Raw genomic sequence first — 24,889 nt, forward strand, 5'->3', positions numbered from 1 at the left:
GAACAGCAGCACGTTATGTAAGAGAATACTTACAGAATACTACTTGCTCAGAATTGTCCTGCATCCAGCAGGAACAACGATTCACTACCGGCCTTCACCGACGCGCTCAACGAGTGAATGCGCGGCAGCAGGCGGGCAAAATAGAAGCGCGCCGTGCCCAGTTTGCTGGCATAGAAATCGTCTTGCGCTTCCTTGCCGAAAGCAGCCTTGGCCATCAGGGCCCACATGTAGGCGTACGCCACGTAGCCGAACACCTGTAGATACTCGACAGACGCCGCGCCGATTTCGTTCGGATTGCTCTTCGCACGGTCCAGCAACCACGCGGTCAGTTCATCAAGGGTGGTCACCGCGTCGTTCAGCGGTTGGGTGAACTCGGCGAGGTCCGTGCTGGCGGTCGCCGTGAAGTGACGAATTTCGTCGGCAAACAGGTTGTAGAACGCCCCGCCACTACCCACGATCTTGCGCCCGACCAGGTCCAGTGCCTGAATGCCGTTGGTGCCTTCGTAGATCTGGGTGATGCGCACGTCACGCACCAGTTGCTCCTGGCCCCATTCACGGATGTAGCCGTGGCCGCCGAAAACCTGTTGGCCGTGAACAGTGGTTTCCAGGCCGAGGTCAGTCAGGAACGCCTTGGCCACCGGGGTCAGCAACGCCACCAGGTCTTCCGCACGCTTGCGGGTGGTTGCATCTTCGCTGAACTTGGCGGTGTCCAGTTGCATCGCCACGTAGGTGGAAAATGCACGACCACCTTCGTTCGAGGCTTTCATGGTCAGCAGCATGCGACGCACGTCCGGGTGGACGATGATCGGGTCAGCCACTTTGTCCTTGTTCTGCGCGCCGGTTGGCGAACGGCTTTGCAGACGGTCGCGGGCGTATTCCACGGCGTTCTGGTACGAGCGCTCGCCCGTGGCCAGGCCCTGGATACCGACGCCCAGACGCTCGTAGTTCATCATGGTGAACATCGCCGCCAGGCCTTTGTTCGGCTCGCCGACCAGGTAACCCACGGCCTCATCGAAGTTCATCACGCAGGTCGCGGACGCCTGGATACCCATCTTGTGTTCGATCGAACCGCAGCTCAAAGGGTTGCGCGCGCCCAGGCTGCCATCGGCATTGACCATGAACTTCGGCACCAGGAACAGCGAAATGCCTTTCGGCCCCGCCGGTGCGTCCGGCAGCTTGGCCAGCACCAGGTGGATGATGTTTTCGGTGAGGTCGTGTTCGCCACCGGTGATGAAGATCTTGGTGCCGCTGACCTTGTAGGAACCGTCGGCCTGAGGCTCGGCCTTGGTGCGAATGATCCCCAGGTCCGTACCGGCGTGTGGCTCGGTCAGGCACATGGAACCGGCCCAGACGCCGGCGTACATGTTCGGCAGGTACGCGGCTTTCAGCTCTTCGCTGGCGTGGGCGTTGATCGACAGGCAGGCGCCAGCGGTCAGCATCGGGTATAGACCGAACGACAAGCTGGCAGAGTTGACCATTTCTTCAACCTGGGCCGAAACGGCTTTGGGCATGCCCATGCCGCCATAGGCCGGATCGCCACCGACACCGACCCAGCCGCCTTCAGCGTATGTCTGATAGGCCTGTGGGAAACCTGCTGGCGTGGTGACAGCACCGTCCGCCCAATGGCAACCTTCTTCGTCAGCGGCACGACTCAGCGGTGCGATGCTTTTGCTGGTGACTTTGCCGGCTTCTTCCAGGATGGCTTCTACCGTTTCGGCATCCATAGTCTCGGCCAGTGCAGGCAGCTCGGCCCAGAGTCTGGCGACCTCGAAAACTTCATTGAGGACGAAGCGCATATCGCGCAGGGGCGCTTTGTAGTCAGCCATGGCAAACCTCGCAAGATCTATACAGGTGATTCACAGGAAGAGTGTTTTCGTTGGTTCGGAGTGTACCTCAACAACTTTTGCGACACATAGGGTCAGCATATGACGTTTTTGTTATTTTTAGTCACAGCAAAAAGATCGCAGCCTCCGCCAGCTCCTACGCCAATTAAGGTAGGAGCTGGCGAAGGCTGCGATCTTTTAAGGATTGAAAATTAATTAAAGCGCGAACAACTCCGCCGGCAGTTGCATCAGGCAATCACTACCCGCCTCTATGGCTGCCCGATGAGCGGCTGTGCGTGGCAACAGACGCTTGAAGTAAAACTCGTTGGTCGCCAGCTTGCCCCTGCAGAAGTCGCCATCGCCGCTGCCCGCATCGAGCTGCGCCTGAGCCACCAGCGCCATGCGCAACCACAGGTAGCCAAGGATGATGTAACCGCTGTACATCAGGTAATCCACCGACGCGGCACCGACTTCGTCCGGGTTTTTCATCGCCGCCATGCCGACCCGGGTGGTCAACTCACCCCACTGCTGGTTCAGTTGATTGAGCTGCGTCACATACCCGGCCAGTTGTGGATGCCCGGCGTTCGCCGCACAGAACTTGTGGACGATTTTGGTGAAACCGTGCAACAGCTTGCCCTGGCTGCCGAGGACCTTGCGCCCGAGCAGGTCCAGCGCCTGAATGCCGTTGGTGCCCTCATAGATCGGTGCGATCCGGCAGTCGCGAACCAGTTGCTCCATGCCCCATTCGCGAATGAACCCGTGGCCCCCAAACACCTGCATGCCGTGGTTGGTCACCTCCAGCCCGGTGTCGGTCATGAAGGCTTTGCAGATCGGCGTGAGGAACGCCAGCAGGTCTTCGGTATCCTGACGCGCCGTTTCGTCCGCGCTCAGGTGCGCAACGTCGAGCAACTGCGCGGTGAAGTAGGTCAGCGCGCGGTTGCCCTCGTTGAAGGCCTTCATGGTCAGCAACATCCGCCGCACATCCGGGTGCACGATGATCGGGTCGGCGGCTTTTTCAGGGGCTTTCGGGCCGGTCAGCGCGCGCATCTGCAAACGGTCGTTGGCGTATTTGATCGCGCCCTGGAAGCTCGCCTCCCCCAGACACAGCCCTTGCATGCCAGTGCCCAGCCGAGCGTGGTTCATCATGGTGAACATACAGTTGAGGCCCTTGTTCGGCTCGCCGATCAGGAAGCCCTTGGCCTCGTCGAAATTCAGCACGCAGGTGGCCGAGGCCTTGATGCCCATTTTGTGTTCGATCGAGCCGCAGGACACACCGTTGCGCTCGCCCGCTTCGCCCATCGCATCGGGCAGGAACTTGGGCACGATGAACAGCGAAATGCCCTTGGTCCCGGCCGGAGCGTCCGGCAATTTGGCCAGCACCAGGTGAATGATGTTGGCGCTCATGTCGTGCTCACCGGCCGAGATGAAGATCTTGCTGCCGGAGATCGCGTAGCTGCCATCAGCTGCAGGCACGGCGCGGGTCTTGATGATGCCCAGGTCAGTGCCGCAATGGGCTTCGGTCAGGCACATGGTGCCGGTCCATTGGCCAGCGGTAAGCTTCTTCAAATAGGTCTGCTTCTGCGCCTCGGTGCCATGGGCGTGGATCGCCGACATGGCTCCGTGGGTCAGGCCGGGGTACATGCCCCATGAGGTATTGCTGGAGCCCACCATCTCGCTGATCACCAGGCCCAGAGAGATCGGCAGCCCCTGACCGCCGTAAACCGGATCCGCCGCCAGGCCATGCCAGCCACCCTCGACATATTGGGCGAATGCCTGCTTGAAGCCCGCCGGCGTGGTGACCACGCCATTGTCGAAATGACAGCCTTCTTCATCGCCGCTGCGGTTGAGCGGCGACAGCACGTTTTCGCAGAACTTTGCGCCTTCCTCAAGGATCGCATTGACCATGTCCGGGCTGACATCGGTGGCCCCCAGCACGGCGTAGTTAGCGTGAAAGTCGAAGACGTGGTCGATCAGAAAGCGCATGTCGCGCAAGGGAGCTTTGTACTCGGGCATGGTCATTCTCCGTCGGCAGATTTCTTCAACCTACTGCTGCCAACCACGCCTCACAATCACTTTGCGCTCGCTGAATGCGTCATCATCACTCAACCGTAGCGGTGTCCATGCGTACGGCTCCACGGCGGTTCTGCCCGAATGCCATCACGCAGTTACGCCCGGCACCCTTGGCGCTGTAGAGCGCCTGGTCAGCGGACTTGAGCACCTCTTCGGGGCTGCGTTGATCGATCCGTTCGGCAACGCCGATACTGACCGTCACCGACACACTCGACGCCCCGGAACCAGCACGGCGCTGGCGCCCCTGATTATCGTCCTGCGGGCGATTTTCCTGATTGCGCAGCTGAATGTTGTAAGTGGCGATGGACTCGCGGATGACTTCCAGGTGCGGCAGGCACTCTTCGAGGGTCTTGCCTGCAAACACCAGGGCAAATTCCTCGCCGCCATAGCGATACGCCTTGCCGCCACCGCCGATTTTCGACAGTTTGCTGGCCACCAGCCGCAGCACCTGATCGCCGACATCGTGGCCGTGGGTGTCGTTGAATTTCTTGAAGTGGTCGACGTCACTCATCGCCAGCACGTAGTTGCGCCCCAGCCGCTGCATGCGTTCATTCAATGCACGACGGCCAGGCAGCCCGGTCAGTTCGTCGCGGAAGGCCATTTGATAGGCTTCGTGGGCAACGGCGGTGGCGATCATCAGCATCACCTGGCTGCACATGATGTTCAGCGTGAACGGCAGAATGAAGGTTTTCGGCAACATCCAGAACAGCCCGAGCAGCCCCACCAGTTGCGCGGCATGCAGCGGTCGCGGGTTGCGCCAGTATTGCCAGGCCAGCAGCACAAACGCAGCAATGAACACCGGATAGGACAACTGGATCAGGCTCATCCAGGCGCCATGCAAGGCGGGCCAGCGAATCTCCGACAGCCAGACCAGCAGCGCGTGCGGATAGCTTTGCTCAAGCCCCAGCGCCACGCTGCCAACCGCCAGCAATACCGCGAAACGCGCCACCATGTCCTGGAACAGGTGGGTGCGTTCCTGCCACGCCGCGAACACACCAAACAGCAGTGGCAGTAGCAGGCAACACAGATGAAAGACCACGGCGGCATCGTCACGCACTTTGCCGTTGTCGCGGTAAAAGTCGGTCTGGGTGTCGAGCAGGAAGTAGGCGATGTACACCGTGACCATCAGAAACAGTTCACGCTGGCGTCGGTAAACCGCGCAATAGGCGCCACCGAGCAATAACACCAGGGTCGGCAGCACGTTGAACAGCGAGGTGAAGAAGACGTTCAGATCCTTGATGTATGCAGCCGCAAGCCCCGCCAGCAACAGCAGCAATGAGGGCAGGAAATGACTGAAACGCACAGCGGAAGAGCGCGGCAAGGGTAAAGCTCCGACCGGTCAGATCAATAGATGGCAATGTGCCAACCACTGTAACGGCAGGTCGTCCGAGTTGTTGAGTGAATTACTGAGGTACTTTTTAAAGGTTCTTCGCGCAATCCCGGGAAACTGTAGGAGCCAGCTTGCTGGCGATGAACTCAAGTACGCCGCGTTTATCCGGTTCACACGCGTTATCGTTATCGACCATCGCTGCGATGCGGCGACCCGACAAGCCAGCTCCTACAAAAGGAGCGTGCCCACGCTTTAAAGGGCGTCACAAACATTTATTCCATTGGCAACCTTCTAAAGCAAAAAAAGCCGCTGTTCCCGAAGGAGCAGCGGCTTTTTCAAGTGCTTCGTTAAGGTTTAGTAGCCCAGATCGAAGTTCTCTTCTTTCATGTCCATCAGGTTGTTGGCGCCCGACAGCATGGTGACAACGTGAGTGCGGGTACGCGGCAGGATGCGCTGGAAGTAGAAGCGCGCAGTCTGCAGCTTGGCGGTGTAGAACGCCTCTTCGGAAGTGCCGGCAGCCAGTTTCTCGGCAGCCAGACGCGCCATGTCAGCCCAGAAGTAGGCCAGGCAGGCGTAACCGGAGTACATCAGGTAGTCCACGGAGGCCGCGCCGACTTCTTCGCGATCCTTCATGGCGGCCATACCGACCTTCATGGTCAGCTCGCCCCATTCCTTGTTCAGTGCCGCCAGCGGAGCGACGAACTCTTGAACCGCTTCGTTGCCTTCGTTGGTCTGGCAGAATTTGTGGACAATCTTGGTGAAGCCTTTCAGAGCTTCGCCCTGGGTCATCAGCACTTTACGGCCCAGCAGGTCGAGTGCCTGGATACCGGTGGTGCCTTCGTACAGCATCGAGATGCGGCTGTCGCGAACGTTCTGCTCCATGCCCCACTCGGCGATGAAGCCGTGGCCGCCGTAGATCTGCACCCCGTGGTTGGCCGATTCGAAACCGACTTCGGTCATGAAGGCCTTGGCGATTGGCGTCATGAAGGCCAGCAGCGCGTCGGCTTTCTTCTTCTCTTCTTCATCTACGCCGTACTTGACGATGTCGACCTGCTTGGCAGTGAAGTAAACCATCGCACGGTTGCCTTCGGCGAATGCCTTCATGGTCAACAGCATGCGGCGTACGTCAGGGTGCACGATGATCGGGTCAGCGGCTTTGTCCGGCGCTTTCGGGCCAGTCAGCGAGCGCATTTGCAGACGGTCACGAGCGTATTTCAGGCCGCCCTGGAAACCGACTTCGGCGTGGGCCAGGCCCTGCAACGCGGTACCCAGACGTGCGGTGTTCATGAAGGTGAACATGCAGTTCAGGCCTTTGTTCGCCGGGCCGATCAGGAAACCGGTGGCGCCGTCGAAGTTCATCACGCAAGTGGCGTTGCCATGGATGCCCATCTTGTGTTCCAGGGAACCGCAGGACACGGCGTTACGCGCGCCAACCGAACCATCAGCGTTCGGCATGAACTTCGGCACGATGAACAGGGAGATGCCTTTGGTGCCAGCCGGTGCATCCGGCAGGCGGGCCAGTACGATGTGGACGATGTTGTCGGCCATGTCGTGTTCACCGGCCGAGATGAAGATCTTGGTGCCGGAGACTTTGTAGGAACCGTCGGCCTGAGGCTCGGCCTTGGTGCGCAACATGCCAAGGTCAGTGCCGCAGTGCGGCTCGGTCAGGCACATGGTGCCGGTCCACTCGCCGGATACCAGCTTGGTCAGGTAAGCCTCTTGCTGCTCAGGGGTACCGTGCTCGGAGATGGTGTTCATCGCACCGTGCGACAGGCCCGGGTACATGCCCCACGACCAGTTGGCCTCGCCAACCATTTCGCTGACCGCCAGACCCAGGGACTCCGGCAGGCCTTGGCCGCCGTGCGCAACGTCGTGGGCCAGGCTTGGCCAGCCGCCTTCGACGAATTGCTTGTAGGCTTCCTTGAAGCCAGTCGGGGTCTTGACGCCGGACTCGCTCCAGGTACAACCCTCGATGTCGCCCACACGGTTCAGCGGAGCCAGTACCTGTTCACAAAACTTGGCACCCTCCTCAAGAATGGCGTCAACCATGTCCGGAGTTGCGTCGGCACAAGCCGGAAGGCTCTGATAGTGCGCTTCGTAGCCGAGCAGTTCGTCACGAACGAAGCGAATATCACGCAAGGGGGCCTTGTAGTCAGGCATAGCGATAAACCTCTGCTGATGTAACCGGGAATGAACGACCGCATTGATTCGTTGTTGCGATCAAACAGTTGTTTGAAACATACGTTTACGCCCAAATCTTGTCAAGCGTCGATCTTTTGCCGTTCGTCATCGCAGGCTTGGACACACAGGCACACAACAGCGCAGCCGCGCTTTCGAAGCAGCCCGCAACACTGAAAAGATTAGTTGAGCAAGAAAGACTTACGCAGAAAAACGCCGCGAACAGGCGCGGCGCTGGAGGGTGCGGATTCTTTAAAGAATCAAGCGAAGGTATCGATCAACGTTCCAAGCACTTCATCGGCTGCCTTGGCGACTTTCACGCCCAGTTCTGCCTGAATCTTGCCTTGGGCCATTTCGACCACGTTGCTGACCAGGTCCGATTGCTGGCTGCGATCAACCGATCGCAGACGATCGACCTGCGCCTCGGAGGACTGGCTGGTGACCGATCGCTCGATCGTCATGTTGGCGATCTGCCCGGCGGCTTGATCGACACGGTTCTGCCCTGCCTGAGGGGTGCTCCAACCTGCATAAAATGCACTGTTTCCTGAGATCTCCATGGGAAAACTCGTCCTTTCAAAGGATCAACAGCGGCCATTGAAGCAGAGTGGCCGGCAAAACACCCGACAAAAACACTAATGGCACAGTGCCTTATCATAGGCAAAACCTGCATTGCAAAAACGTCAGTCCAACAGGTCCAGTTGCAAGTGCTCGGCCACTGCCTCGGCCGTGACGGCCTTGAGTTTAGGCACACGCCCCAGGCACGGCGCCGGGATGCGCTCGGCAAGGGTGGCCAGGTTTTCTTCCAGCCGCGAGGTCTTCGGGTCGATGATGTTGGCCACCCATCCCGCCAGTTGCAAACCGTCCCGGGCAATCGCTTCGGCGGTCAACAAGGCATGGCTGATACACCCCAGTCGCACGCCGACCACCAGGATCACCGGCAACTGCAACGCGATGGCGAGATCCGACAGATTGTCCTGATCCGCCAACGGCACGCGCCAGCCGCCGGCGCCTTCGATCAGGGTGAAGTCCGCCTGCATGCCCAGAATCTGCCGCATCGGTGCCAGCAACGACTGCACCGTCAGCGCCACGCCCGCCTCTCGCGCCGCCAGGTGCGGTGCAATCGCAGGTTCAAAGGCCACCGGGTTGACCTGTGCATACGTCAGCGGCAGCGAACACTCCGCCAGCAAGGCCAGCGCATCGGCGTTGCGCAGGCCTTTGGGCGTCACATCGCAACCGGAAGCGACCGGCTTGCCCGCCGCCGTGCTCAATCCCGCCGAACGCGCCGCATGCAGCAGCCCGGCAGCGACCGTGGTTTTACCGACATCGGTATCCGTGCCGGCGATGAAATAGGCTGCGCTCATAAGGGTTTCTCCAATACGGCGTACACCACTTGATAAGTCGCCGGCAGTCCCTGGGCCTGACGAAACTGCTCATAAGCCTCAATCAGACCCAAAATCCGCGCCCGGCCGGTCAAGCCACCCGGTCGACCGGGATTGAGGTTGTGTGCGCCCAGCGCTTTGAGTTCATGGGTCAGGCTGCGCACATCCGGGTAATGCAGCACATGCGGCTGGTTTTGCAGACTGACGACACGTAACCCACTGGCCGCACACAAGTGCTGATAAACACCAAACTCCCGGAAGCGGTTGACGTGCACCATGCCATCGACCTGCCGCCAGCTGTCGCGCAGTTCAAACAACGTCCCTGCACAAAGACTGGCAAACGCGAAGATGCCGCCCGGTTTCAGCACCCGAAAGGCTTCACCGAGCACCGAGTCGAAGTCCGCGCACCACTGCACCGCCAGGCTGGAAAAGATCAGGTCGCAGGTCGAATCCTGCAACGGCAAACGCTCGGCATCGCCGGCCACGAAGTGCGTGGCACCGCCCAATGGCCGGGCGTGGTCGAGCATGCCTTCGGCAATGTCCAGCGCCACGCCGTGACTGCCTGCAAATTGATCACCCAGCGCACGACTGAAATGCCCGGTGCCACAGCCCAGATCCAGCCAACGTTGCGGTACGAAGTCCTGCGGCAAGCGCCCGAGCAATTGGCTGCCGACATCACGCTGCAACTCGGCCACGCTGTCGTAGCTTGCCGCCGCGCGGGAGAATGATGCTGCTACCTGGCGCTTGTCAGGCAAGCCGCCGGGCAGGTTGGGAAGGGATAAATCAGTCATCGCCGGACTCATGCAAAAAGGCCTGGATCGCCCCCGCCACACCGTGGGGATCCTCCAGAAGAAACGCGTGACCGGCCTGTTCAATCAGACCGATTTCGACATCCGGCAGCAATGCCAACAACTCGCCCGCCGCTTCCACCGGCACCAACCCGTCGAGGCCGGCGAACAGATGCAGTTGCGGACCGCGGAACGATTGCAATGCCTGCCGTGTATCCAATTGCGCGAGCACTTGCAGGCCACTGAGCAGCACCGGCGCGGCGGTGTTCGGTGCGCCACCGAGCAACAACCGCGACAATCCGCGCGGGTCTTCGGCGCCTTGGGCGCAGAGCAGTGAAAAGCGTTTCAATGTCGCGCGTGGATCGGCTGCACATCCCGCCAGAAACGCATCGAAGGTTTCCCCGGGCATGGCGCTTGACCATTGTTCATGAGCGACAAAAGAAGCGTTGCTGGCCAGGGTGAACACACCACAACAACGATCGCCACGCCGGGCCGCCAACTCGCAGGCGAGCATGCCGCCCAAAGACCAACCGCCCAGCCAGGCGTCTTGCGGCAAGGTCGAATCAAGCTCATCGAGCCACTCTTCAGGATCGCTCGACTCCAGCTCCGGCAACGGCTCGATCTCAACGAGCAGATGCTCATCCAGACCGCGCAAGGCCGCCGCCAAAGGCTCCAGCGGTGAAACGCCAAGGCCCCAGCCGGGTAGCAGAATCAGACGATCACGCATGGCTTGGCTCCGGCTGCAGCTGTTGAAAACAATCGGCCAGTCCGTTTAACAATAGCCGTACTTGGGCCTCGCTGTGGGCAGCCGTCAGCGTGACCCGCAGTCGGGCGCTGCCGGCAGGTACGGTCGGCGGGCGAATTGCGGTCACCATCAACCCGCGTTCGCGCAGCATTTGCGAAAGGCGCACCGCGCGCCCGGCGTCGCCGATCATGATCGGCTGGATCGGCGTGGAACTGTCCATGAGTTCCAGGCCAATCTGTTCGGCACCGTGGCGGAACTGGCGGATCAGCGCCTGCAAATGCTCGCGACGCCAGTGCTCGCTGCGCAGCAGTTCCAGGCTTTTCAACGTGGCACAGGCCAGCGCCGGTGGCTGGCTGGTGGTGTAGATGTAGGGGCGGGCGAACTGGATCAGACTTTCGATCAACTCTTCGCTGCCAGCCACAAAGGCACCCGCCGTACCGAACGCTTTGCCGAGGGTGCCGACCAGCACCGGAACGTCATCCTGGCTCAAACCGAAATGTTCGACGATGCCGCCACCGTTGGCACCCAGCGGTCCGAAACCATGGGCATCGTCGACCATCAGCCAGGCGCCTTTGGCCTTGGCTTCTCGGGCCAGCGCTGGCAAGTCGGCGATATCGCCGTCCATGCTGAACACGCCGTCGGTGACCACCAGCGTATTACCGGTGGCTTTTTCCAGGCGCTTGGCCAGGCTTACCGGATCGTTGTGCAGGTAACGATTGAACCGCGCGCCGGACAGCAGCCCCGCGTCGAGCAGCGACGCATGATTGAGCCGGTCTTCGAGCACCGTATCGCCCTGCCCCACCAGCGCCGTGACCGCGCCGAGGTTGGCCATGTAACCGGTGGTGAACAGCAACGCGCGAGGGCGACCGGTCAAGTCGGCCAATGCTTCTTCCAGGGCATGGTGCGGGGCGCTATGGCCGATGACCAGATGTGACGCCCCTCCGCCCACACCCCACTTCAAAGCGCCGGCTCGCCAGGCTTCGATCACTTGCGGATGATTGGCCAGGCCCAGGTAGTCGTTGCTACAGAACGCCAGCAACGGCTGGCCATCGACCACCACTTGCGGCCCCTGCGGGCTTTCGAGCAGCGGGCGCTGACGGTAGAGGTTTTCGGCACGACGGGCAGCAAGGCGTGCGGTGAGATCGAAAGACATGCAGGCCTCGACTATCAAATGACACATGTCCTCTGTGGGAGCGAGCCTGCTCGCGATGCGGACTGACAATCGACATGGATGTCGACTGACATGACGCCATCGCGAGCAGGCTCGCTCCTACAGGGGTTTTGCATTCCTTCAGGGGAATGAATGCTCGACTCAAACCGCAGCGTTATAGAACTGCTCGCTGCTCTTCTGCTCCACCAGTGCCTGCTCGATCGCCGCCTGATGCACTTCATCGGCGTGTTCTTCCCGGGCTTCCGGCAGGATGCCCAGGCGCGAGAACAGTTGCATGTCCTTGTCGGCCTGCGGGTTGGCGGTGGTCAGCAGTTTTTCGCCGTAGAAAATCGAGTTGGCGCCGGCGAAGAACGCCAGGGCCTGCATCTGTTCGTTCATGGCTTCGCGGCCGGCGGACAGGCGCACGTGGGATTGCGGCATCAGGATGCGCGCGACGGCGAGCATGCGGATGAAGTCGAACGGGTCGACGTCGTCGGCATTTTCCAGTGGCGTGCCGGCGACTTTCACCAGCATGTTGATCGGCACCGACTCCGGGTGCTCCGGCAGGTTGGCCAGCTGGATCAGCAGGTTGGCGCGGTCGTCCAGCGACTCGCCCATGCCAAGAATGCCGCCGGAGCAGATCTTCATCCCCGATTCACGCACATACGCCAGGGTTTGCAGGCGCTCGCCGTAGGTGCGGGTGGTGATGATGCTGCCGTAGAACTCCGGCGAGGTATCGAGGTTGTGGTTGTAGTAGTCGAGGCCAGCCTTGGCCAGCGCTTCGGTCTGGTCCTGATCCAGGCGGCCGAGGGTCATGCAGGTTTCCAGGCCCAGGGCTTTCACGCCTTCGACCATCTTCAGCACGTATGGCATGTCCTTGGCCGACGGATGCTTCCACGCCGCGCCCATGCAGAAACGAGTCGACCCGATAGCCTTGGCGCGCGCGGCCTCTTCGAGGACCTTCTGCACTTCCATCAGCTTTTCTTTTTCCAGGCCGGTGTTGTAGTGACCGGACTGCGGACAATATTTGCAATCTTCCGGGCAAGCGCCGGTTTTGATCGACAACAGGGTCGACACCTGGACACGGTTGGCGTCGAAATGCGCACGGTGCACCGTCTGCGCCTGGAACAACAGGTCGTTGAATGGCTGAACGAAGAGTGCTTTGACTTCGGCCAAAGTCCAGTCATGACGCAGGGTTGCAGTGGTGCTGGCGCTCATGGGCGTTTCCTTTGAATTATGCTTTGGCATGCGGCTGGGTAATGGAATGTCACAGTCGCTTCACAGATGTTTCGGCATATTTAAGGAAGAGCGATGCGCTGTCAACCGCGATACAAAGGACCGGTTTACATCTGGTCAAAAAACAAACAGCCATGTCTTTTGTGCGATGAAACGGCCGACGGCATCTCCCCTGTCTGCACGGCCTGCGAAACCGAGTTGCCCTGGCTCGGTGATCACTGCCAGACCTGCGCCCTGCCGCTCCCGGCCGCGGGACTGACCTGCGGCCATTGCTTGAAGCAGCCACCGGCCTTCGAACAAGTGATTACCCCCTGGACCTACAGCTTCCCGGTAGACAGCCTGATCACCCGTTTCAAACACAATGCAAAATGGCCGTTTGGCCGCCTGCTCGCCGAACTTCTCGCTCAATACCTGCAACATCGCTTCGAAGACGACCTGGAGCGACCCGATTTGCTGATCCCGGTGCCACTGGCCAACCGACGCCTGCGCCAGCGCGGGTTCAATCAGGCGGCGATGCTGGCTCAGTGGCTGGGTACGAGTCTCGATATCCCTTGCGACGAACGGCTGCTGCTACGAACCCAGGACACCGATGCCCAACAGGCCTTGAACGCCGAAGCCCGCCGAAAGAACCTGCGCAACGCTTTCGCCCTGGCGCCCGGCGCCGTCGTCAAAGGCCAGCACCTGGCCCTGGTCGACGACGTCCTGACCACGGGTGCCACGGCCCAGGCCCTGGCTCGCCTGCTGATGGACACCGGTGCGGCGAGGGTCGACGTCTATTGCCTGGCCCGCACGCCCAAACCCGGTGAGACACCCTGACTTGACTCGCGCGACCCAAGCGACCAACGTCCTCACCATCGTCACCACCCAAAGCGACTTGTCATGTCCTTGCCTACCTTGTTGTCCCAGCACATTGTCCGCCGTCCGCAGCGCATCGCCCTGCTGCAGCACATCGCCGAACAAGGCTCGATCACCCGCGCGGCAAAAAGCGCAGGCCTGAGCTACAAGGCCGCCTGGGATGCGATCGATGAGCTGAACAACCTGGCGCAGAAACCGCTGGTGGAACGGATTGTCGGCGGTAAGGGCGGTGGCGGTGCGCGCCTGTCCAACGAAGGCGAGCGAGTGTTGCGCCTGTACCAGAAGTTGCAAGCCTTGCAGGCCCAGGTGCTGGAAGCCGCTGAAGACGCGAGCGACCTCGACCTGCTCGGGCGCCTGATGCTGCGCACCAGCGCGCGCAATCAGTTGCACGGCAAGGTGATCGCGATTGAACCTCAGGGGCGCAACGACCTGATTCGCCTTGAGGTCGCCAAAGGCTTGATCGTCGACGCGCAAATCACCCACGACAGCACCGAGCGCCTGGAACTGCAAATCGGCACCGACGTCGTGGCATTGATCAAGGCCGGTTGGCTCGACGTGCTGCAAATAGACTCTGTCGAAACGCCTGGAAACAATTGTCTCAGCGGCATCATCGAAAAAATTCTCGATGCCGACGACGGCCCCAGCGAAGTGCGCATCACCCTGCCCAACGGTCTGACCCTATGCGCCCTGGCCGAACCGAGTCATCTGCAAGCATCGCGGTTGACCTGCGGCAAACCGGTGCGCGTCGAGTTTTCGCCGTCCAGGGTTCTGCTGGGCACACCGCTATAAGCAAAACTGCAACAAAAGGTTCATTACTCACCATTAAGGTGTTTGCAAAATCCGCAGGGAGCCTGAAATGAGCCTATTAGAAGAAAACCAGTCCACCGACCTCGAAACCATGGTCGGCCTCAGTCGTCGTGGCTTCATCAGCGCAGGTGCCTTGTGCGGCGCCGCGATGTTCCTCGGCGGCAACCTGCTGAGCCGCAGCGTGATGGCTGCCAGCGTCAGCGCCGGTAACAGCCAGTTGCTGGGCTTTGACAGCATTGCCGCCGCCACCACTGACTCCATCACCCTGCCACCGGGCTACAAGTCCTCGGTGCTGATCAGCTGGGGCCAGCCTTTGCACAAGGACGGCCCGGCGTTCGACCCGAGCGGCAACGGCAGCGCCGAACATCAGGAAGCCCAATTCGGCGACAACAACGACGGCATGAGCCTGTTCGAGTTTCCCGGGGAAAAAGACCGGGCGCTGATGGCGATCAACAACGAATACACCAACTACCGCTACCTCTACGCCCACGGCGGCATGCCGCAATCAGCGGAAGAAGTGCGCAAGGCGCTGGCCTGCGAAGGTGTGTCGGTGATTGAAGTGCAGCGCAAGAACGGCCAATGGCAATTCGTCCAGGGCTCACGCTACAACCGCCGCATTCACGGCAATGCACCGATCAGCCTGAGCGGCCCGGCCGCCGGGCATGCCCTGCTGAAAACCAGTGCCGATCCCCACGGCAAGAACGTTCTGGGCACGTTCCAGAACTGCGCCAACGGCAAGACACCGTGGGGCACCTATCTGACCTGTGAAGAGAACTTCACCGACTGCTTCGGCAGCAGCAACGCCGAGCAGAAATTCGACCCGGCGCAAAAACGCTACGGCGTGGTGGCCACCAGCAAAGAGATCAACTGGCACCCGCACGACGAGCGCTTCGACATGGCCAAGAACCCCAACGAACTCAACCGTCACGGCTGGGTGGTGGAGATCGATCCGTTCGATCCGAAATCGACGCCGGTCAAACGCACGGCCCTGGGCCGCTTCAAACACGAAAACGCCGCCCTGGCCGAAACCGGCAACGGTCATGCCGTGGTGTACATGGGCGACGATGAACGCGGTGAGTTCATCTACAAATTTGTCAGCCGCGACAAGATCGACCACAAGAATCCCAAGGCCAACCGCGACATTCTCGATCACGGCACCCTGTACGTGGCGCGTTTCGATGCCGGCGACGGCAACGCCGATCACCCGAAAGGCCAGGGTGAATGGATCGAGCTGACCCACGGCAAAAACGGTATCGACGCCAGCAGCGGCTTTGCCGATCAGGCCGAAGTGCTGATCCACGCCCGTCTCGCCGCCAGCGTGGTGAAAGCCACGCGCATGGATCGCCCGGAATGGATCGTGGTCAGCCCCAAGGATGGCCAGGTCTACTGCACGCTGACCAACAACGCCAAACGTGGCGAAGACGGGCAACCGGCGGGCGGACCGAACCCGCGCGAGAAGAACGTCTACGGGCAGATCCTGCGCTGGCGCACCGAGCGTGACGATCACGGCTCGAAAACCTTTGCCTGGGACCTGTTCGTCGTCGCCGGTAATCCGGGGGTTCACGCCGGCACACCCAAAGGCGGATCGTCGAACATCACGCCGCAGAACATGTTCAACAGCCCGGACGGCCTGGGCTTCGACAAGGCCGGACGCTTGTGGATTCTCACCGACGGCGATTCGAGCAACGCCGGAGACTTTGCCGGCATGGGCAACAACCAGATGCTCTGTGCCGACCCGGTAACCGGCGAGATTCGCCGCTTCATGGTTGGCCCGGTAGGATGTGAAGTGACCGGCATCAGCTTCTCGCCGGATCAGAAAACCCTGTTTGTCGGGATCCAGCACCCGGGTGAAAACGGTGGTTCGACCTTCCCCGAGCATCTGCCCAATGGCAAGCCGCGGTCTTCGGTGATGGCGATTTCGCGGGAAGATGGCGGGATCGTCGGCGCCTGACAGGCCCTCATCGCGAGCAGGCTCGCTCCCACATGGGGTTTTCCGAGTGAACACGATCTGTGACACACAGGAGATCACTTGTGGGAGCGAGCCTGCTCGCGAAGGCGCCAGCCCGAGCAACACATCTCTCAACCCTGCCCCTAAAGAGCGCCCGTCTGCGCTACCATGCCTGGCCGGACGCAGCAGCCTGCTGCGCGCAGGAGTCAGCATGGCCCACCCGTTTGAAACCCTTACGCCAGACCTCGTACTCGACGCCGTCGAAAGCATCGGCTTTCTTAGCGACGCGCGCATCCTGGCGCTCAACAGCTACGAGAACCGCGTCTATCAGGTCGGTATCGAAGACGCCGAGCCACTGATCGCCAAGTTCTACCGGCCGCAACGCTGGAGCAACGAAGCGATTCTGGAAGAGCACCAGTTCACCGCCGAACTCGCCGACTGCGAGGTGCCGGTCGTGGCGCCGTTGATCCATAACGGTGAAACCCTGCACGAGCACAACGGTTTCCGTTTCACCCTGTTCCCCCGCCGTGGTGGCCGCGCGCCGGAACCGGGCAACCTCGATCAACTGTATCGCCTGGGCCAGTTGCTCGGGCGCCTGCATGCGGTCGGCTCGACCCGGCCATTCGAGCACCGTGAAGCACTGGCGGTGAAAAATTTCGGCCATGATTCGCTGACCACGTTGCTCGACGGCAATTTCATCCCCCGCAGCCTGCTGCCGGCCTACGAATCGGTAGCCCGCGATCTGCTCAAACGTGTGGAAGATGCCTATAACAACACGCCGCACCAGAACATCCGCATGCACGGTGACTGCCACCCCGGCAACATGATGTGCCGCGACGAGATGTTCCATATCGTCGACCTCGACGACTGCCGCATGGGTCCGGCGGTGCAAGACATCTGGATGATGCTGGCCGGCGATCGTCAGGATTGCCTGAGCCAGTTGTCGGAACTGATGGACGGCTACAACGAATTCCACGACTTCAACCCCCGTGAACTGGCCTTGATCGAACCGTTGCGCGCCCTGCGCCTGATGCATTACAGCGCCTGGCTTGCCCGCCGCTGGGACGATCCGGCCTTCCCCCGCAGTTTCCCGTGGTTCGGCACCGAGCGTTATTGGGGTGATCAGGTGTTGGCGTTGCGCGAACAGCTGGCGGCGCTCCAAGAAGAGCCACTGAAACTCTTCTGACTCACCCGCCCCCCTGTAGGAGCGAGCCTGCTCGCGATGGACGTCAACGATAACGCGTGCTGTCTGGATAGACGCGTTGCCCTTGCGTTCTTCGCGAGCAGGCTCGCTCCTACAGAGACCGATGTTCACAAATGACCTACCTATTCAGTCAGGACATTCGCGGACAAATCTCCTTACAATCCTTCTCTTTGTTAGCTGCCTAAGCAAGGATTCTGCATGCAAGCCGCCAACCCGCGTCGCGGGTACATTCTGGGCCTGAGTGCCTACATCATCTGGGGACTTTTCCCCCTCTATTTCAAAGCCATCGCCAGCGTGCCCGCCGTGGAAATCATCATCCACCGGGTACTGTGGTCGGCGCTGTTCGGCGCCTTGTTGCTGATGGTCTGGAAGCATCCCGGCTGGTGGCGCGAACTGCGGGAGAACCCGCGAAGGATGGCGACCCTGGCCCTGAGCGGTGCACTGATTGCGGCCAACTGGCTGACCTACGTCTGGTCGGTGAACAACGGCCGCATGCTGGAGGCCAGCCTTGGTTACTACATCAACCCATTGGTGAACGTGTTGCTGGGCATGCTGATCCTCGGCGAACGGCTGCGGCGCATGCAATGGATTGCCGTCGGTCTGGCGGCCGTGGGTGTGGCGCAGCAGGTCTGGCAAGTGGGCAGCCTGCCGTGGGTGTCGCTGGCGCTGGCACTGACCTTCGGTTTCTATGGCCTGATTCGCAAACAGGCACCGGTCAAGGCGCTGCCGGGGCTGGTGGTGGAAACCTGGATGCTGGTGCCGATCGCCCTCGGCTGGTTGCTGCTCAATCCGGCGGCCAGCAGCGCCCAGGCCGAATTCTGGACCACCTCCCAGGCCTGGTGGCTGGTGGCCGCCGGCCCGATCACGCTGGTACCGCTGGTCTGCTTCAACGCGGCTGCCCGGCATTTGCCCTACACGACACTGGGCTTTCTCCAGTATCTGGCACCGACACTGGTGCTGCTGCAAGCGGTCCTGCTGTTTGGCGAGCACCTGTCGTCCAGCACCCTGGTAGCGTTCATGTTCATCTGGGCCGGCCTGGCGGTTTACAGCGTCGATGCGTGGATAAGTTTGCGCCGCCGCAGCTGATCAAAAAACACACAAAACTCTACAGGCCACGTCTCCCGTGGCCTGCATCATTCCTTCCCAAGGTTATCCACAGCGTGATCCCCGCCGTTTGTGCGCAAGTGGCTGAAACTGCTGGTTTTTTGATCAGATCCTGAAGACCCCCGGCCGGTGTGGCCTGGCGGGGTGTCTCTACAGGTTATCCACAGGCAGGTGCACGTTTATCTTGGATAACCCGATCAGGGTTCACTGCGCAGCACCAGCTCGACCATCAGGTCGTCCGCCAGGGTTTCCAGGCGCGATTGCAGTACGTCCAGCGACAACGTCACCGGGACGGCAAGAATCGCTTCGGCATGGAACAACGGCTCGCTGCTCATCGGTGCCGGGCGCACTTCGGTGACCAGCCGCTCCAGGTTCACCCCCTGCTCGCTCAACAAGCGTGTGATGTCACGCACGATCCCCGGACGATCATTGCCCACCAGTTCCATGGCGATCGGCTTCCAGGTGCAGGATTGTTCGATGCTACTTTCGGCGATCAACACGCGAATGCCCTGGGCGGACAAGCCCTGCAGGGCATCGACCAATTCGTCGTAGGCCTCGGCCGGCACCCCCACCCGCAGAATCCCGGCGAATTGTCCCGCCATGCGCGACATGCGGCTTTCCAGCCAGTTACCGCCGTGTTCGGCGATGCATTGGGCAATGCGCTCGACTTGCCCTGGCTTGTCCGGTGCGAATACGGTGAGTACGAGGTGGTCCATGGCGCAGCCCTCTGGTCATGACTTTTGTTATAGAGAACCAAGTATAGGCAAGGGTTGAACCTGTGCTGACAGGTCCGGCGCCTTCGCGAGCAGGCTCGCTCCCACAGGAGTTGCGCGGGCCTTTGTGGGAGCGAGCCTGCTCGCGAATGAAGGCACCGCCGATCGAAATGAAAAGCAAATCGTGTACAACTTTCGATATTTAACTGGAACAATCTACTGGTTTTTTGAGAACATCCCGCTCCGCGCCGTGACCGCAATGCGTCATGGGGTCGCAGAACGACGTAATTAGTCTGATTTTCACAACCGCAATTCATCATGTAGTATGCCGCAGCGCGCACTACATAACGTTGGATCGATGTCTGCCGCAGGCACGTCCACAACCCTGAAAGCCCTGTCAGCAAGGCCCCAAGCCGTTGATCGGTCCCAGCCCAGCCGCCCGTAATGGGCATGTACTGGTAGAGGGGTTTGTGGTTTAAATGGCCAAAGGCTTCATTGTTAAATTGAAGAGCTGAAAAGCGAAATAGCTGAGCAGAGTGAGGCAAGCAATGACTGAACACGTTCAAGTCGGTGGCCTGCAGGTCGCCAAAGTCCTGTTCGACTTCGTGAACAACGAAGCCATTCCCGGTACCGGCCTCACCGCCGATAAGTTCTGGGCCGGTGCCGACAAGGTCATCCATGACCTGGCACCGAAGAACAAAGCCCTACTCGCCAAACGCGATGATTTCCAGGCTCGTATCGATGGCTGGCACCAGGCGCGTGCCGGTCAGCTACACGACGCCGCGGCCTATAAAGCCTTCCTGCAAGACATCGGTTATCTGCTGCCAGAAGCGGCCGATTTCCAGGCAACGACGCAAAACGTCGATGAAGAAATCGCCCGCATGGCCGGCCCGCAGCTCGTGGTGCCGGTCATGAACGCCCGCTTCGCGCTCAATGCCTCGAACGCCCGCTGGGGCTCGCTGTACGATGCGCTCTACGGCACCGACGCCATCAGCGAAGCCGATGGCGCGGAAAAAGGCAAAGGCTACAACAAGGTGCGCGGTGACAAGGTCATCGCTTTCGCCCGTGCCTTCCTCGACGAATCGGCGCCTTTGGCAGCCGGCTCCCACGTCGACTCCACCGGCTACAAGATCGTCGACGGCAAACTGGTGGTCGCCCTTAAAGGCGGCAGCAACACCGGCCTGCGCAACGACGCGCAACTGATCGGTTTCCAGGGCGATGCCGCTGCACCGAGTGCGATCCTGCTGAAAAACAACGGCCTGCATTTCGAAATCCAGGTCGATGCCAGCACCCCGATTGGCCAGACCGACGCAGCCGGTGTCAAAGACATCCTGATGGAAGCCGCGCTGACCACCATCATGGACTGCGAAGACTCCGTTGCCGCCGTCGATGCCGATGACAAAGTGGTGATCTACCGCAACTGGCTCGGCCTGATGAAGGGCAATCTTTCGGAAAGCGTCGCCAAGGGCGGTCAGACCTTTACCCGCACCATGAACGCCGACCGCACCTATACCGCTGTCGATGGCAGTGAACTGAGCCTGCACGGTCGTTCGTTGCTGTTCGTGCGTAACGTCGGTCACCTGATGACCATCGACGCGATCCTCGACAAAGACGGTAACGAAGTGCCGGAAGGCATTCTCGATGGCCTGGTGACTTGCCTGGCATCGATGCACAACCTGAACGGCAACACCTCGCGCAAAAACACCCGCACCGGCTCGATCTACATCGTGAAGCCGAAAATGCACGGCCCTGAAGAAGCCGCGTTCACCAATGAGCTGTTCGGTCGCATCGAAGACGTGCTGGGCCTGCCGCGCAACACCCTCAAAGTCGGGATCATGGACGAGGAGCGTCGTACCACGATCAACCTGAAGGCCTGCATCAAGGCGGCGAGCGAGCGCGTGGTGTTCATCAACACCGGTTTCCTCGACCGCACGGGCGATGAAATCCACACCTCCATGGAAGCCGGCCCGATGGTGCGCAAGGCGGACATGAAGGCGGAGAAATGGATCGGCGCCTACGAGAACTCCAACGTCGATATCGGTCTGAGCACCGGCCTGCAAGGTCGCGCGCAGATCGGTAAAGGCATGTGGGCCATGCCTGACCTGATGGCGGCGATGCTCGAACAGAAAATCGCCCACCCGCTGGCCGGTGCCAACACCGCCTGGGTACCGTCGCCGACTGCTGCTGTGTTGCACGCGCTGCACTACCACAAGGTTGACGTGTTCGCCCGTCAGGCCGAGCTGGCCAAACGTGCGCATGCCTCGGTAGACGACATCCTGACCATCCCGCTGGCGGTAAACCCGCAGTGGACCTTTGAGCAGATCAAGAACGAACTGGACAACAACAGCCAGGGCATTCTCGGTTACGTGGTGCGCTGGATCGACCAGGGCGTCGGCTGTTCGAAAGTGCCGGACATCAACGACGTCGGCCTGATGGAAGACCGTGCAACGCTGCGTATTTCCAGCCAGCACATCGCCAACTGGCTGCGCCATGGCATCGTCACCGAAGACCAGGTCATGGAAAGCCTCAAGCGCATGGCGCCAGTGGTTGACCGCCAGAACGCCGGCGACGCGCTGTACCGTCCGCTGGCCCCGAACTTCGACAGCAACATTGCCTTCCAGGCAGCCGTCGAACTGGTGGTCGAAGGCACCAAACAGCCGAACGGCTACACCGAGCCGGTCCTGCACCGTCGTCGTCGCGAGTTCAAGGCTGCCAATGGCCTGTAACTGAGCGTTTACGCCGGACATGAAAAAGCCCTGATCGAAAGCTCAGGGCTTTTTCTTTTTGGGCTGCCCGCGACCCCTGGTGGGAGCGAGCCGGCTCGCTCCCACAGAGATTGTGCAAGGGCCGACACCTTTGAACTAAGGCTTTATCCCAAGCTCACGCTTGACCAACTCAAGCAAATGCCCGACTTCAATCGGCTTGAGCAGAAAATCCACCACGCTCAAATGCATCGCGGCGATTGCATCCTTCACGTCGGCGTCACCCGAGACAATGATGATCGGCAATGCCGCCCTTTGCGATTCACGTACCTGACGGATCAGATCCAAACCGTCAACGTGGCCCATTCGCAGGTCGGTGATCAGTAAACCGATCGTGGGCTTTTTGATCTCTGCCTCGGCCACCAGGATCTTGAGTGCCGATTCGCCACTGGCTGCTGTCTTGCAGCGAATACCCTCCGACGCGAGGATATCTGACAGCAGCTCGCGGGCGTCTTTATCGTCATCGACGATCAGCACCCGTTGCGACGGCAGGTCAGGTTCCAGCATGACGGCGCTTAGCGCTTCGCGCTCGGCGTCACTCAAAATGTCGTGGTCAGGCATGGCTTTCCCTATATGTTCAATACAATTCCCTGGCACAGCGGTGAGACATCGCTCAGCGAACTATTAATGTGCACCCCGTCGGATATTTTTCCAATAGCAGGATAGAGAGGTTTTTCTCACAGTTGCGTAAGGTTTTTCCGACATTCCATCACCCTGATTGCCTACCTAGACTTACGTCCAATGGGCACCCCGACCGCAGGGGTCGACCATGTCCTGGTCATCCGACTACAACAATTCAAAAAAGACTGCGGTAATGGTTATGAGTAAAGCGGACGCCTTCACACAGGCAGGGAAAACCGCGGTGTTGCAGAACATCCAGGGTACGTTGCAATTCCTTCAGCGCTTCCCGCCTTTCAACCAGATGGAACACGCTCACCTGGCGTATCTGGTCGAGCAATGTCAGCTGCGTTTTTACGCCCCCGGCGAGAGCATCATCAAACCCGCCGATGGCCCGGTCGAGCACTTCTATATCGTCAAGCAAGGCCGGGTCGTGGGCGAGCGTCCGCACACGGCAACAGGTGGCACCGAGACGGTCTTCGAGATCACCACCGGCGAATGCTTCCCCCTCGCGGCATTGCTGGGTGAGCGGGCGACCCGCACCGAGCACCTGGCTGGCGAGGACACCTTTTGCCTGCAATTGAACAAACCGGCGTTCATCCGCCTGTTTTCGCTATCGGACACTTTCCGCAACTTCGCCCTGCGCTGCGTCAGCAGCCTGCTGGATCAGGTCAACCAGCAAGTGCAGCAAAAAGCCGTGGAAACCCTCGGCACCCAGTATTCGCTCAATACCCGGCTGGGCGAATTGGCCATGCGCCACCCGGTGACATGCGCCCCGCGCACGCCGTTGCGCGAGGCCGTGACGTTGATGCACGAACAACAGGTCGGCAGCATCGTGGTGGTCGATGAACTCAAGGCGCCACTGGGGATTTTCACCCTGCGCGACCTGCGTCAGACCGTGGCTAACGGCAGCTGTGATTTCAGCGAAGCCATCGAAGGGCACATGACCCGGGCGCCGTTCTTCCTGTCGCCGGATCACAGTGCATTCGACGCGGCGATTGCCATGACCGAGCGTCACATCGCCCATGTCTGCCTGGTCAAGGACCAACGCTTGTGCGGCGTGGTTTCCGAGCGCGATCTGTTTTCCCTGCAGCGGGTCGACCTGGTGCACCTGGCGCGCACTATCCGCAATGCCCAAAAGGTGGAAAACCTGGTGGCGCTACGGGGCGAAATCGGTCAACTGGTCGAGCGCATGCTGGCCCACGGTGCGTCTTCGACGCAGATCACCCATATCATCACCTTGCTCAACGACCACACCGTGTGCCGGGTGATCGAGCTGACCCTCGCCGAAAAAGGTGACCCCGGCGTGCCGTTCAGCTGGCTGTGTTTCGGCAGTGAAGGCCGTCGCGAGCAGACCCTGCACACCGATCAGGACAACGGCATTCTGTTCGAAGCCAGGGACGCGGCCCATGCCGCCGAGATTCGCGGCAAGCTGCTGCCCATCGCCCTGCAGATCAACCAGAGCCTGGCGCTGTGCGGCTTCACCTTGTGCAAAGGCAATATCATGGCCGGCAATCCCGAGCTGTGCCTGTCCCGGGCCGAATGGGCGCGGCGCTTTGCGGCGTTTATCCGCGAGGCAACCCCGGAGAACCTGCTGAGTTCGAGCATCTATTTCGATTTGCGCGTGGTCTGGGGCAGCGAGCACGGTTGTGAGCAGTTGCGCCGGGGCATTCTCGATCAGGTCGGCGACAACCGTTTGTTCCAGCGCATGATGGCCGAGAATGCGCTGCGCAATCGCCCGCCCGTAGGGCGTTTCCGCGAGTTCGTGCTGGCGCGCAAAAATGGCGAGAAGGCCACCCTGGACCTGAAGATTCAGGGCCTGGCACCGTTCGTCGACGGCGCCCGGTTGCTGGCCCTGGCCCACGGTATCGAAGCGAACAACACGCTGGAGCGTTTTCGCCAGTTGGTTGCCAAGGAGGTCATCGATCCCCTGGACGGCGCCGCGTACGAAGAGGCGTATCACTTCATCCAGCAAACCCGCATGCAGCAACATCAACTACAGACCCGGGAGAATTTTCCTTACTCTAATCGGGTCGACCCCGACAGCCTCAATCATCTGGACCGACGCATCCTGCGTGAGTCCCTGCGCCAGGCACAACGCCTGCAAAGCAGCCTGACCCTGCGGTATCAGTTATGAGCCTGTTTTCATGGCTGCGCCCGGCGAGTCCCACCCTCCCAG

At 60.6% G+C, this 24,889-nt stretch carries 19 protein-coding genes; 7 read left to right on the forward strand and 12 right to left on the reverse strand.

Annotated elements, in window-relative coordinates; all coding sequences use genetic code 11:
- Positions 1-47 precede the first annotated feature (47 nt).
- The 10 genes from KGA83_RS09310 to bioB all read right to left on the reverse strand — a co-directional run bounded on the left by KGA83_RS09310 (position 48) and on the right by bioB (position 12,681).
- Positions 48-1,826, reverse strand: coding sequence for an acyl-CoA dehydrogenase C-terminal domain-containing protein (locus KGA83_RS09310; RefSeq protein ID WP_223529510.1), 1,779 nt, complete (start codon positions 1,824-1,826; stop codon positions 48-50).
- 213 nt (positions 1,827-2,039) lie between these two features.
- Entirely contained in the window at positions 2,040-3,836 is a 1,797-nt protein-coding gene (locus tag KGA83_RS09315; RefSeq protein ID WP_223529511.1) for an acyl-CoA dehydrogenase C-terminal domain-containing protein, read from the reverse strand.
- A gap of 85 nt (positions 3,837-3,921) precedes the next feature.
- Positions 3,922-5,214, reverse strand: a complete 1,293-nt coding sequence (locus tag KGA83_RS09320; RefSeq protein ID WP_223529512.1) for a GGDEF domain-containing protein — start codon at positions 5,212-5,214, stop codon at positions 3,922-3,924.
- A gap of 363 nt (positions 5,215-5,577) precedes the next feature.
- The gene (locus tag KGA83_RS09325) at positions 5,578-7,383 is read right to left on the reverse strand and encodes a phenylacyl-CoA dehydrogenase (RefSeq protein ID WP_108216932.1); all 1,806 of its coding nucleotides are present in this window, start codon (positions 7,381-7,383) and stop codon (positions 5,578-5,580) included.
- A 278-nt stretch (positions 7,384-7,661) separates the two neighbouring features.
- On the reverse strand, positions 7,662-7,958 hold the full coding sequence (locus tag KGA83_RS09330; RefSeq protein WP_108216933.1) for a pyrroloquinoline quinone biosynthesis protein PqqE: 297 nt from the start codon (positions 7,956-7,958) through the stop codon (positions 7,662-7,664).
- A gap of 123 nt (positions 7,959-8,081) precedes the next feature.
- Positions 8,082-8,762: a dethiobiotin synthase gene (gene bioD / locus KGA83_RS09335; protein ID WP_108216934.1), complete on the reverse strand. Its 681-nt coding sequence runs from the start codon at positions 8,760-8,762 to the stop codon at positions 8,082-8,084.
- Positions 8,759-9,571: a malonyl-ACP O-methyltransferase BioC gene (gene bioC, locus KGA83_RS09340; protein WP_108216935.1), complete on the reverse strand. Its 813-nt coding sequence runs from the start codon at positions 9,569-9,571 to the stop codon at positions 8,759-8,761. The genes bioD and bioC overlap by 4 nt, the downstream gene beginning before the upstream one ends.
- Positions 9,564-10,295 (reverse strand): alpha/beta fold hydrolase, encoded by a 732-nt coding sequence (locus KGA83_RS09345; protein ID WP_108216936.1) that lies wholly within the window; start codon positions 10,293-10,295, stop codon positions 9,564-9,566. Before KGA83_RS09345 ends, bioC begins: the two co-directional genes overlap by 8 nt.
- A complete protein-coding gene (gene bioF / locus KGA83_RS09350) occupies positions 10,288-11,466 on the reverse strand; it encodes an 8-amino-7-oxononanoate synthase (protein WP_223529513.1) in 1,179 nt (392 codons plus the stop codon). Before bioF ends, KGA83_RS09345 begins: the two co-directional genes overlap by 8 nt.
- A 159-nt stretch (positions 11,467-11,625) precedes the next feature.
- Positions 11,626-12,681: a biotin synthase BioB gene (bioB, locus tag KGA83_RS09355; protein WP_110659825.1), complete on the reverse strand. Its 1,056-nt coding sequence runs from the start codon at positions 12,679-12,681 to the stop codon at positions 11,626-11,628.
- A 93-nt stretch (positions 12,682-12,774) separates the two neighbouring features.
- On the opposite strand from bioB, the gene KGA83_RS09360 reads away from it, so the two are divergent.
- The 5 genes from KGA83_RS09360 (at position 12,775) to rarD (ending at position 18,599) form a co-directional block, all read left to right on the forward strand.
- A complete protein-coding gene (locus KGA83_RS09360; protein WP_108216939.1) occupies positions 12,775-13,515 on the forward strand; it encodes a ComF family protein in 741 nt (246 codons plus the stop codon).
- 63 nt (positions 13,516-13,578) lie between these two features.
- Positions 13,579-14,343 (forward strand): TOBE domain-containing protein, encoded by a 765-nt coding sequence (locus tag KGA83_RS09365; RefSeq protein ID WP_108216940.1) that lies wholly within the window; start codon positions 13,579-13,581, stop codon positions 14,341-14,343.
- Between the two features lie 67 nt (positions 14,344-14,410).
- Complete coding sequence (locus tag KGA83_RS09370; RefSeq protein ID WP_115947986.1) at positions 14,411-16,312, forward strand: PhoX family protein; 1,902 nt, start codon at positions 14,411-14,413, stop codon at positions 16,310-16,312.
- Positions 16,313-16,520: 208 nt separating this feature from the next.
- Positions 16,521-17,495 carry a serine/threonine protein kinase gene (locus tag KGA83_RS09375; RefSeq protein ID WP_108216942.1) on the forward strand — a complete coding sequence of 325 codons (975 nt, stop codon included), beginning with the start codon at positions 16,521-16,523 and terminating at the stop codon, positions 17,493-17,495.
- Positions 17,496-17,711: 216 nt separating this feature from the next.
- On the forward strand, positions 17,712-18,599 hold the full coding sequence (gene rarD / locus KGA83_RS09380) for an EamA family transporter RarD (protein ID WP_108216943.1): 888 nt from the start codon (positions 17,712-17,714) through the stop codon (positions 18,597-18,599).
- A 215-nt stretch (positions 18,600-18,814) separates the two neighbouring features.
- On the opposite strand, the gene KGA83_RS09385 is transcribed toward rarD, so the two are convergent.
- Positions 18,815-19,333, reverse strand: a complete 519-nt coding sequence (locus KGA83_RS09385) for a glycine cleavage system protein R (protein WP_108216944.1) — start codon at positions 19,331-19,333, stop codon at positions 18,815-18,817.
- A 545-nt stretch (positions 19,334-19,878) separates the two neighbouring features.
- Between KGA83_RS09385 and KGA83_RS09390 the strand changes: the two genes are divergently transcribed.
- Entirely contained in the window at positions 19,879-22,056 is a 2,178-nt protein-coding gene (locus KGA83_RS09390; RefSeq protein ID WP_223529515.1) for a malate synthase G, read from the forward strand.
- A 135-nt stretch (positions 22,057-22,191) separates the two neighbouring features.
- On the opposite strand, the gene KGA83_RS09395 is transcribed toward KGA83_RS09390, so the two are convergent.
- Positions 22,192-22,653, reverse strand: a complete 462-nt coding sequence (locus tag KGA83_RS09395; RefSeq protein WP_108216946.1) for a response regulator — start codon at positions 22,651-22,653, stop codon at positions 22,192-22,194.
- 253 nt (positions 22,654-22,906) lie between these two features.
- On the opposite strand from KGA83_RS09395, the gene KGA83_RS09400 reads away from it, so the two are divergent.
- Complete coding sequence (locus KGA83_RS09400; protein WP_108216947.1) at positions 22,907-24,847, forward strand: putative nucleotidyltransferase substrate binding domain-containing protein; 1,941 nt, start codon at positions 22,907-22,909, stop codon at positions 24,845-24,847.
- Positions 24,848-24,889: the final 42 nt, after the last annotated feature.

Source organism: Pseudomonas sp. GL-R-19, assembly GCF_019956375.1.
Taxonomy (GTDB): domain Bacteria; phylum Pseudomonadota; class Gammaproteobacteria; order Pseudomonadales; family Pseudomonadaceae; genus Aquipseudomonas.

Bases quoted from the DNA above. Each gene is read 5' to 3' on its own strand.
- KGA83_RS09310 (WP_223529510.1), bottom strand. From the start codon at position 1,826: ATGGCTGACTACAAAGCGCCCCTGCGCGATATGCGCTTCGTCCTCAAT.
- KGA83_RS09315 (WP_223529511.1), bottom strand. From the start codon at position 3,836: ATGCCCGAGTACAAAGCTCCCTTGCGCGACATGCGCTTTCTGATCGAC.
- KGA83_RS09325 (WP_108216932.1), bottom strand. From the start codon at position 7,383: ATGCCTGACTACAAGGCCCCCTTGCGTGATATTCGCTTCGTTCGTGAC.
- KGA83_RS09330 (WP_108216933.1), bottom strand. From the start codon at position 7,958: ATGGAGATCTCAGGAAACAGTGCATTTTATGCAGGTTGGAGCACCCCT.
- bioD (WP_108216934.1), bottom strand. From the start codon at position 8,762: ATGAGCGCAGCCTATTTCATCGCCGGCACGGATACCGATGTCGGTAAA.
- bioC (WP_108216935.1), bottom strand. From the start codon at position 9,571: ATGACTGATTTATCCCTTCCCAACCTGCCCGGCGGCTTGCCTGACAAG.
- KGA83_RS09345 (WP_108216936.1), bottom strand. From the start codon at position 10,295: ATGCGTGATCGTCTGATTCTGCTACCCGGCTGGGGCCTTGGCGTTTCA.
- bioF (WP_223529513.1), bottom strand. From the start codon at position 11,466: ATGTCTTTCGATCTCACCGCACGCCTTGCTGCCCGTCGTGCCGAAAAC.
- bioB (WP_110659825.1), bottom strand. From the start codon at position 12,681: ATGAGCGCCAGCACCACTGCAACCCTGCGTCATGACTGGACTTTGGCC.
- KGA83_RS09360 (WP_108216939.1), top strand. From the start codon at position 12,775: ATGCGCTGTCAACCGCGATACAAAGGACCGGTTTACATCTGGTCAAAA.
- KGA83_RS09365 (WP_108216940.1), top strand. From the start codon at position 13,579: ATGTCCTTGCCTACCTTGTTGTCCCAGCACATTGTCCGCCGTCCGCAG.
- KGA83_RS09370 (WP_115947986.1), top strand. From the start codon at position 14,411: ATGAGCCTATTAGAAGAAAACCAGTCCACCGACCTCGAAACCATGGTC.
- KGA83_RS09375 (WP_108216942.1), top strand. From the start codon at position 16,521: ATGGCCCACCCGTTTGAAACCCTTACGCCAGACCTCGTACTCGACGCC.
- rarD (WP_108216943.1), top strand. From the start codon at position 17,712: ATGCAAGCCGCCAACCCGCGTCGCGGGTACATTCTGGGCCTGAGTGCC.
- KGA83_RS09385 (WP_108216944.1), bottom strand. From the start codon at position 19,333: ATGGACCACCTCGTACTCACCGTATTCGCACCGGACAAGCCAGGGCAA.
- KGA83_RS09390 (WP_223529515.1), top strand. From the start codon at position 19,879: ATGACTGAACACGTTCAAGTCGGTGGCCTGCAGGTCGCCAAAGTCCTG.
- KGA83_RS09395 (WP_108216946.1), bottom strand. From the start codon at position 22,653: ATGCCTGACCACGACATTTTGAGTGACGCCGAGCGCGAAGCGCTAAGC.
- KGA83_RS09400 (WP_108216947.1), top strand. From the start codon at position 22,907: ATGGTTATGAGTAAAGCGGACGCCTTCACACAGGCAGGGAAAACCGCG.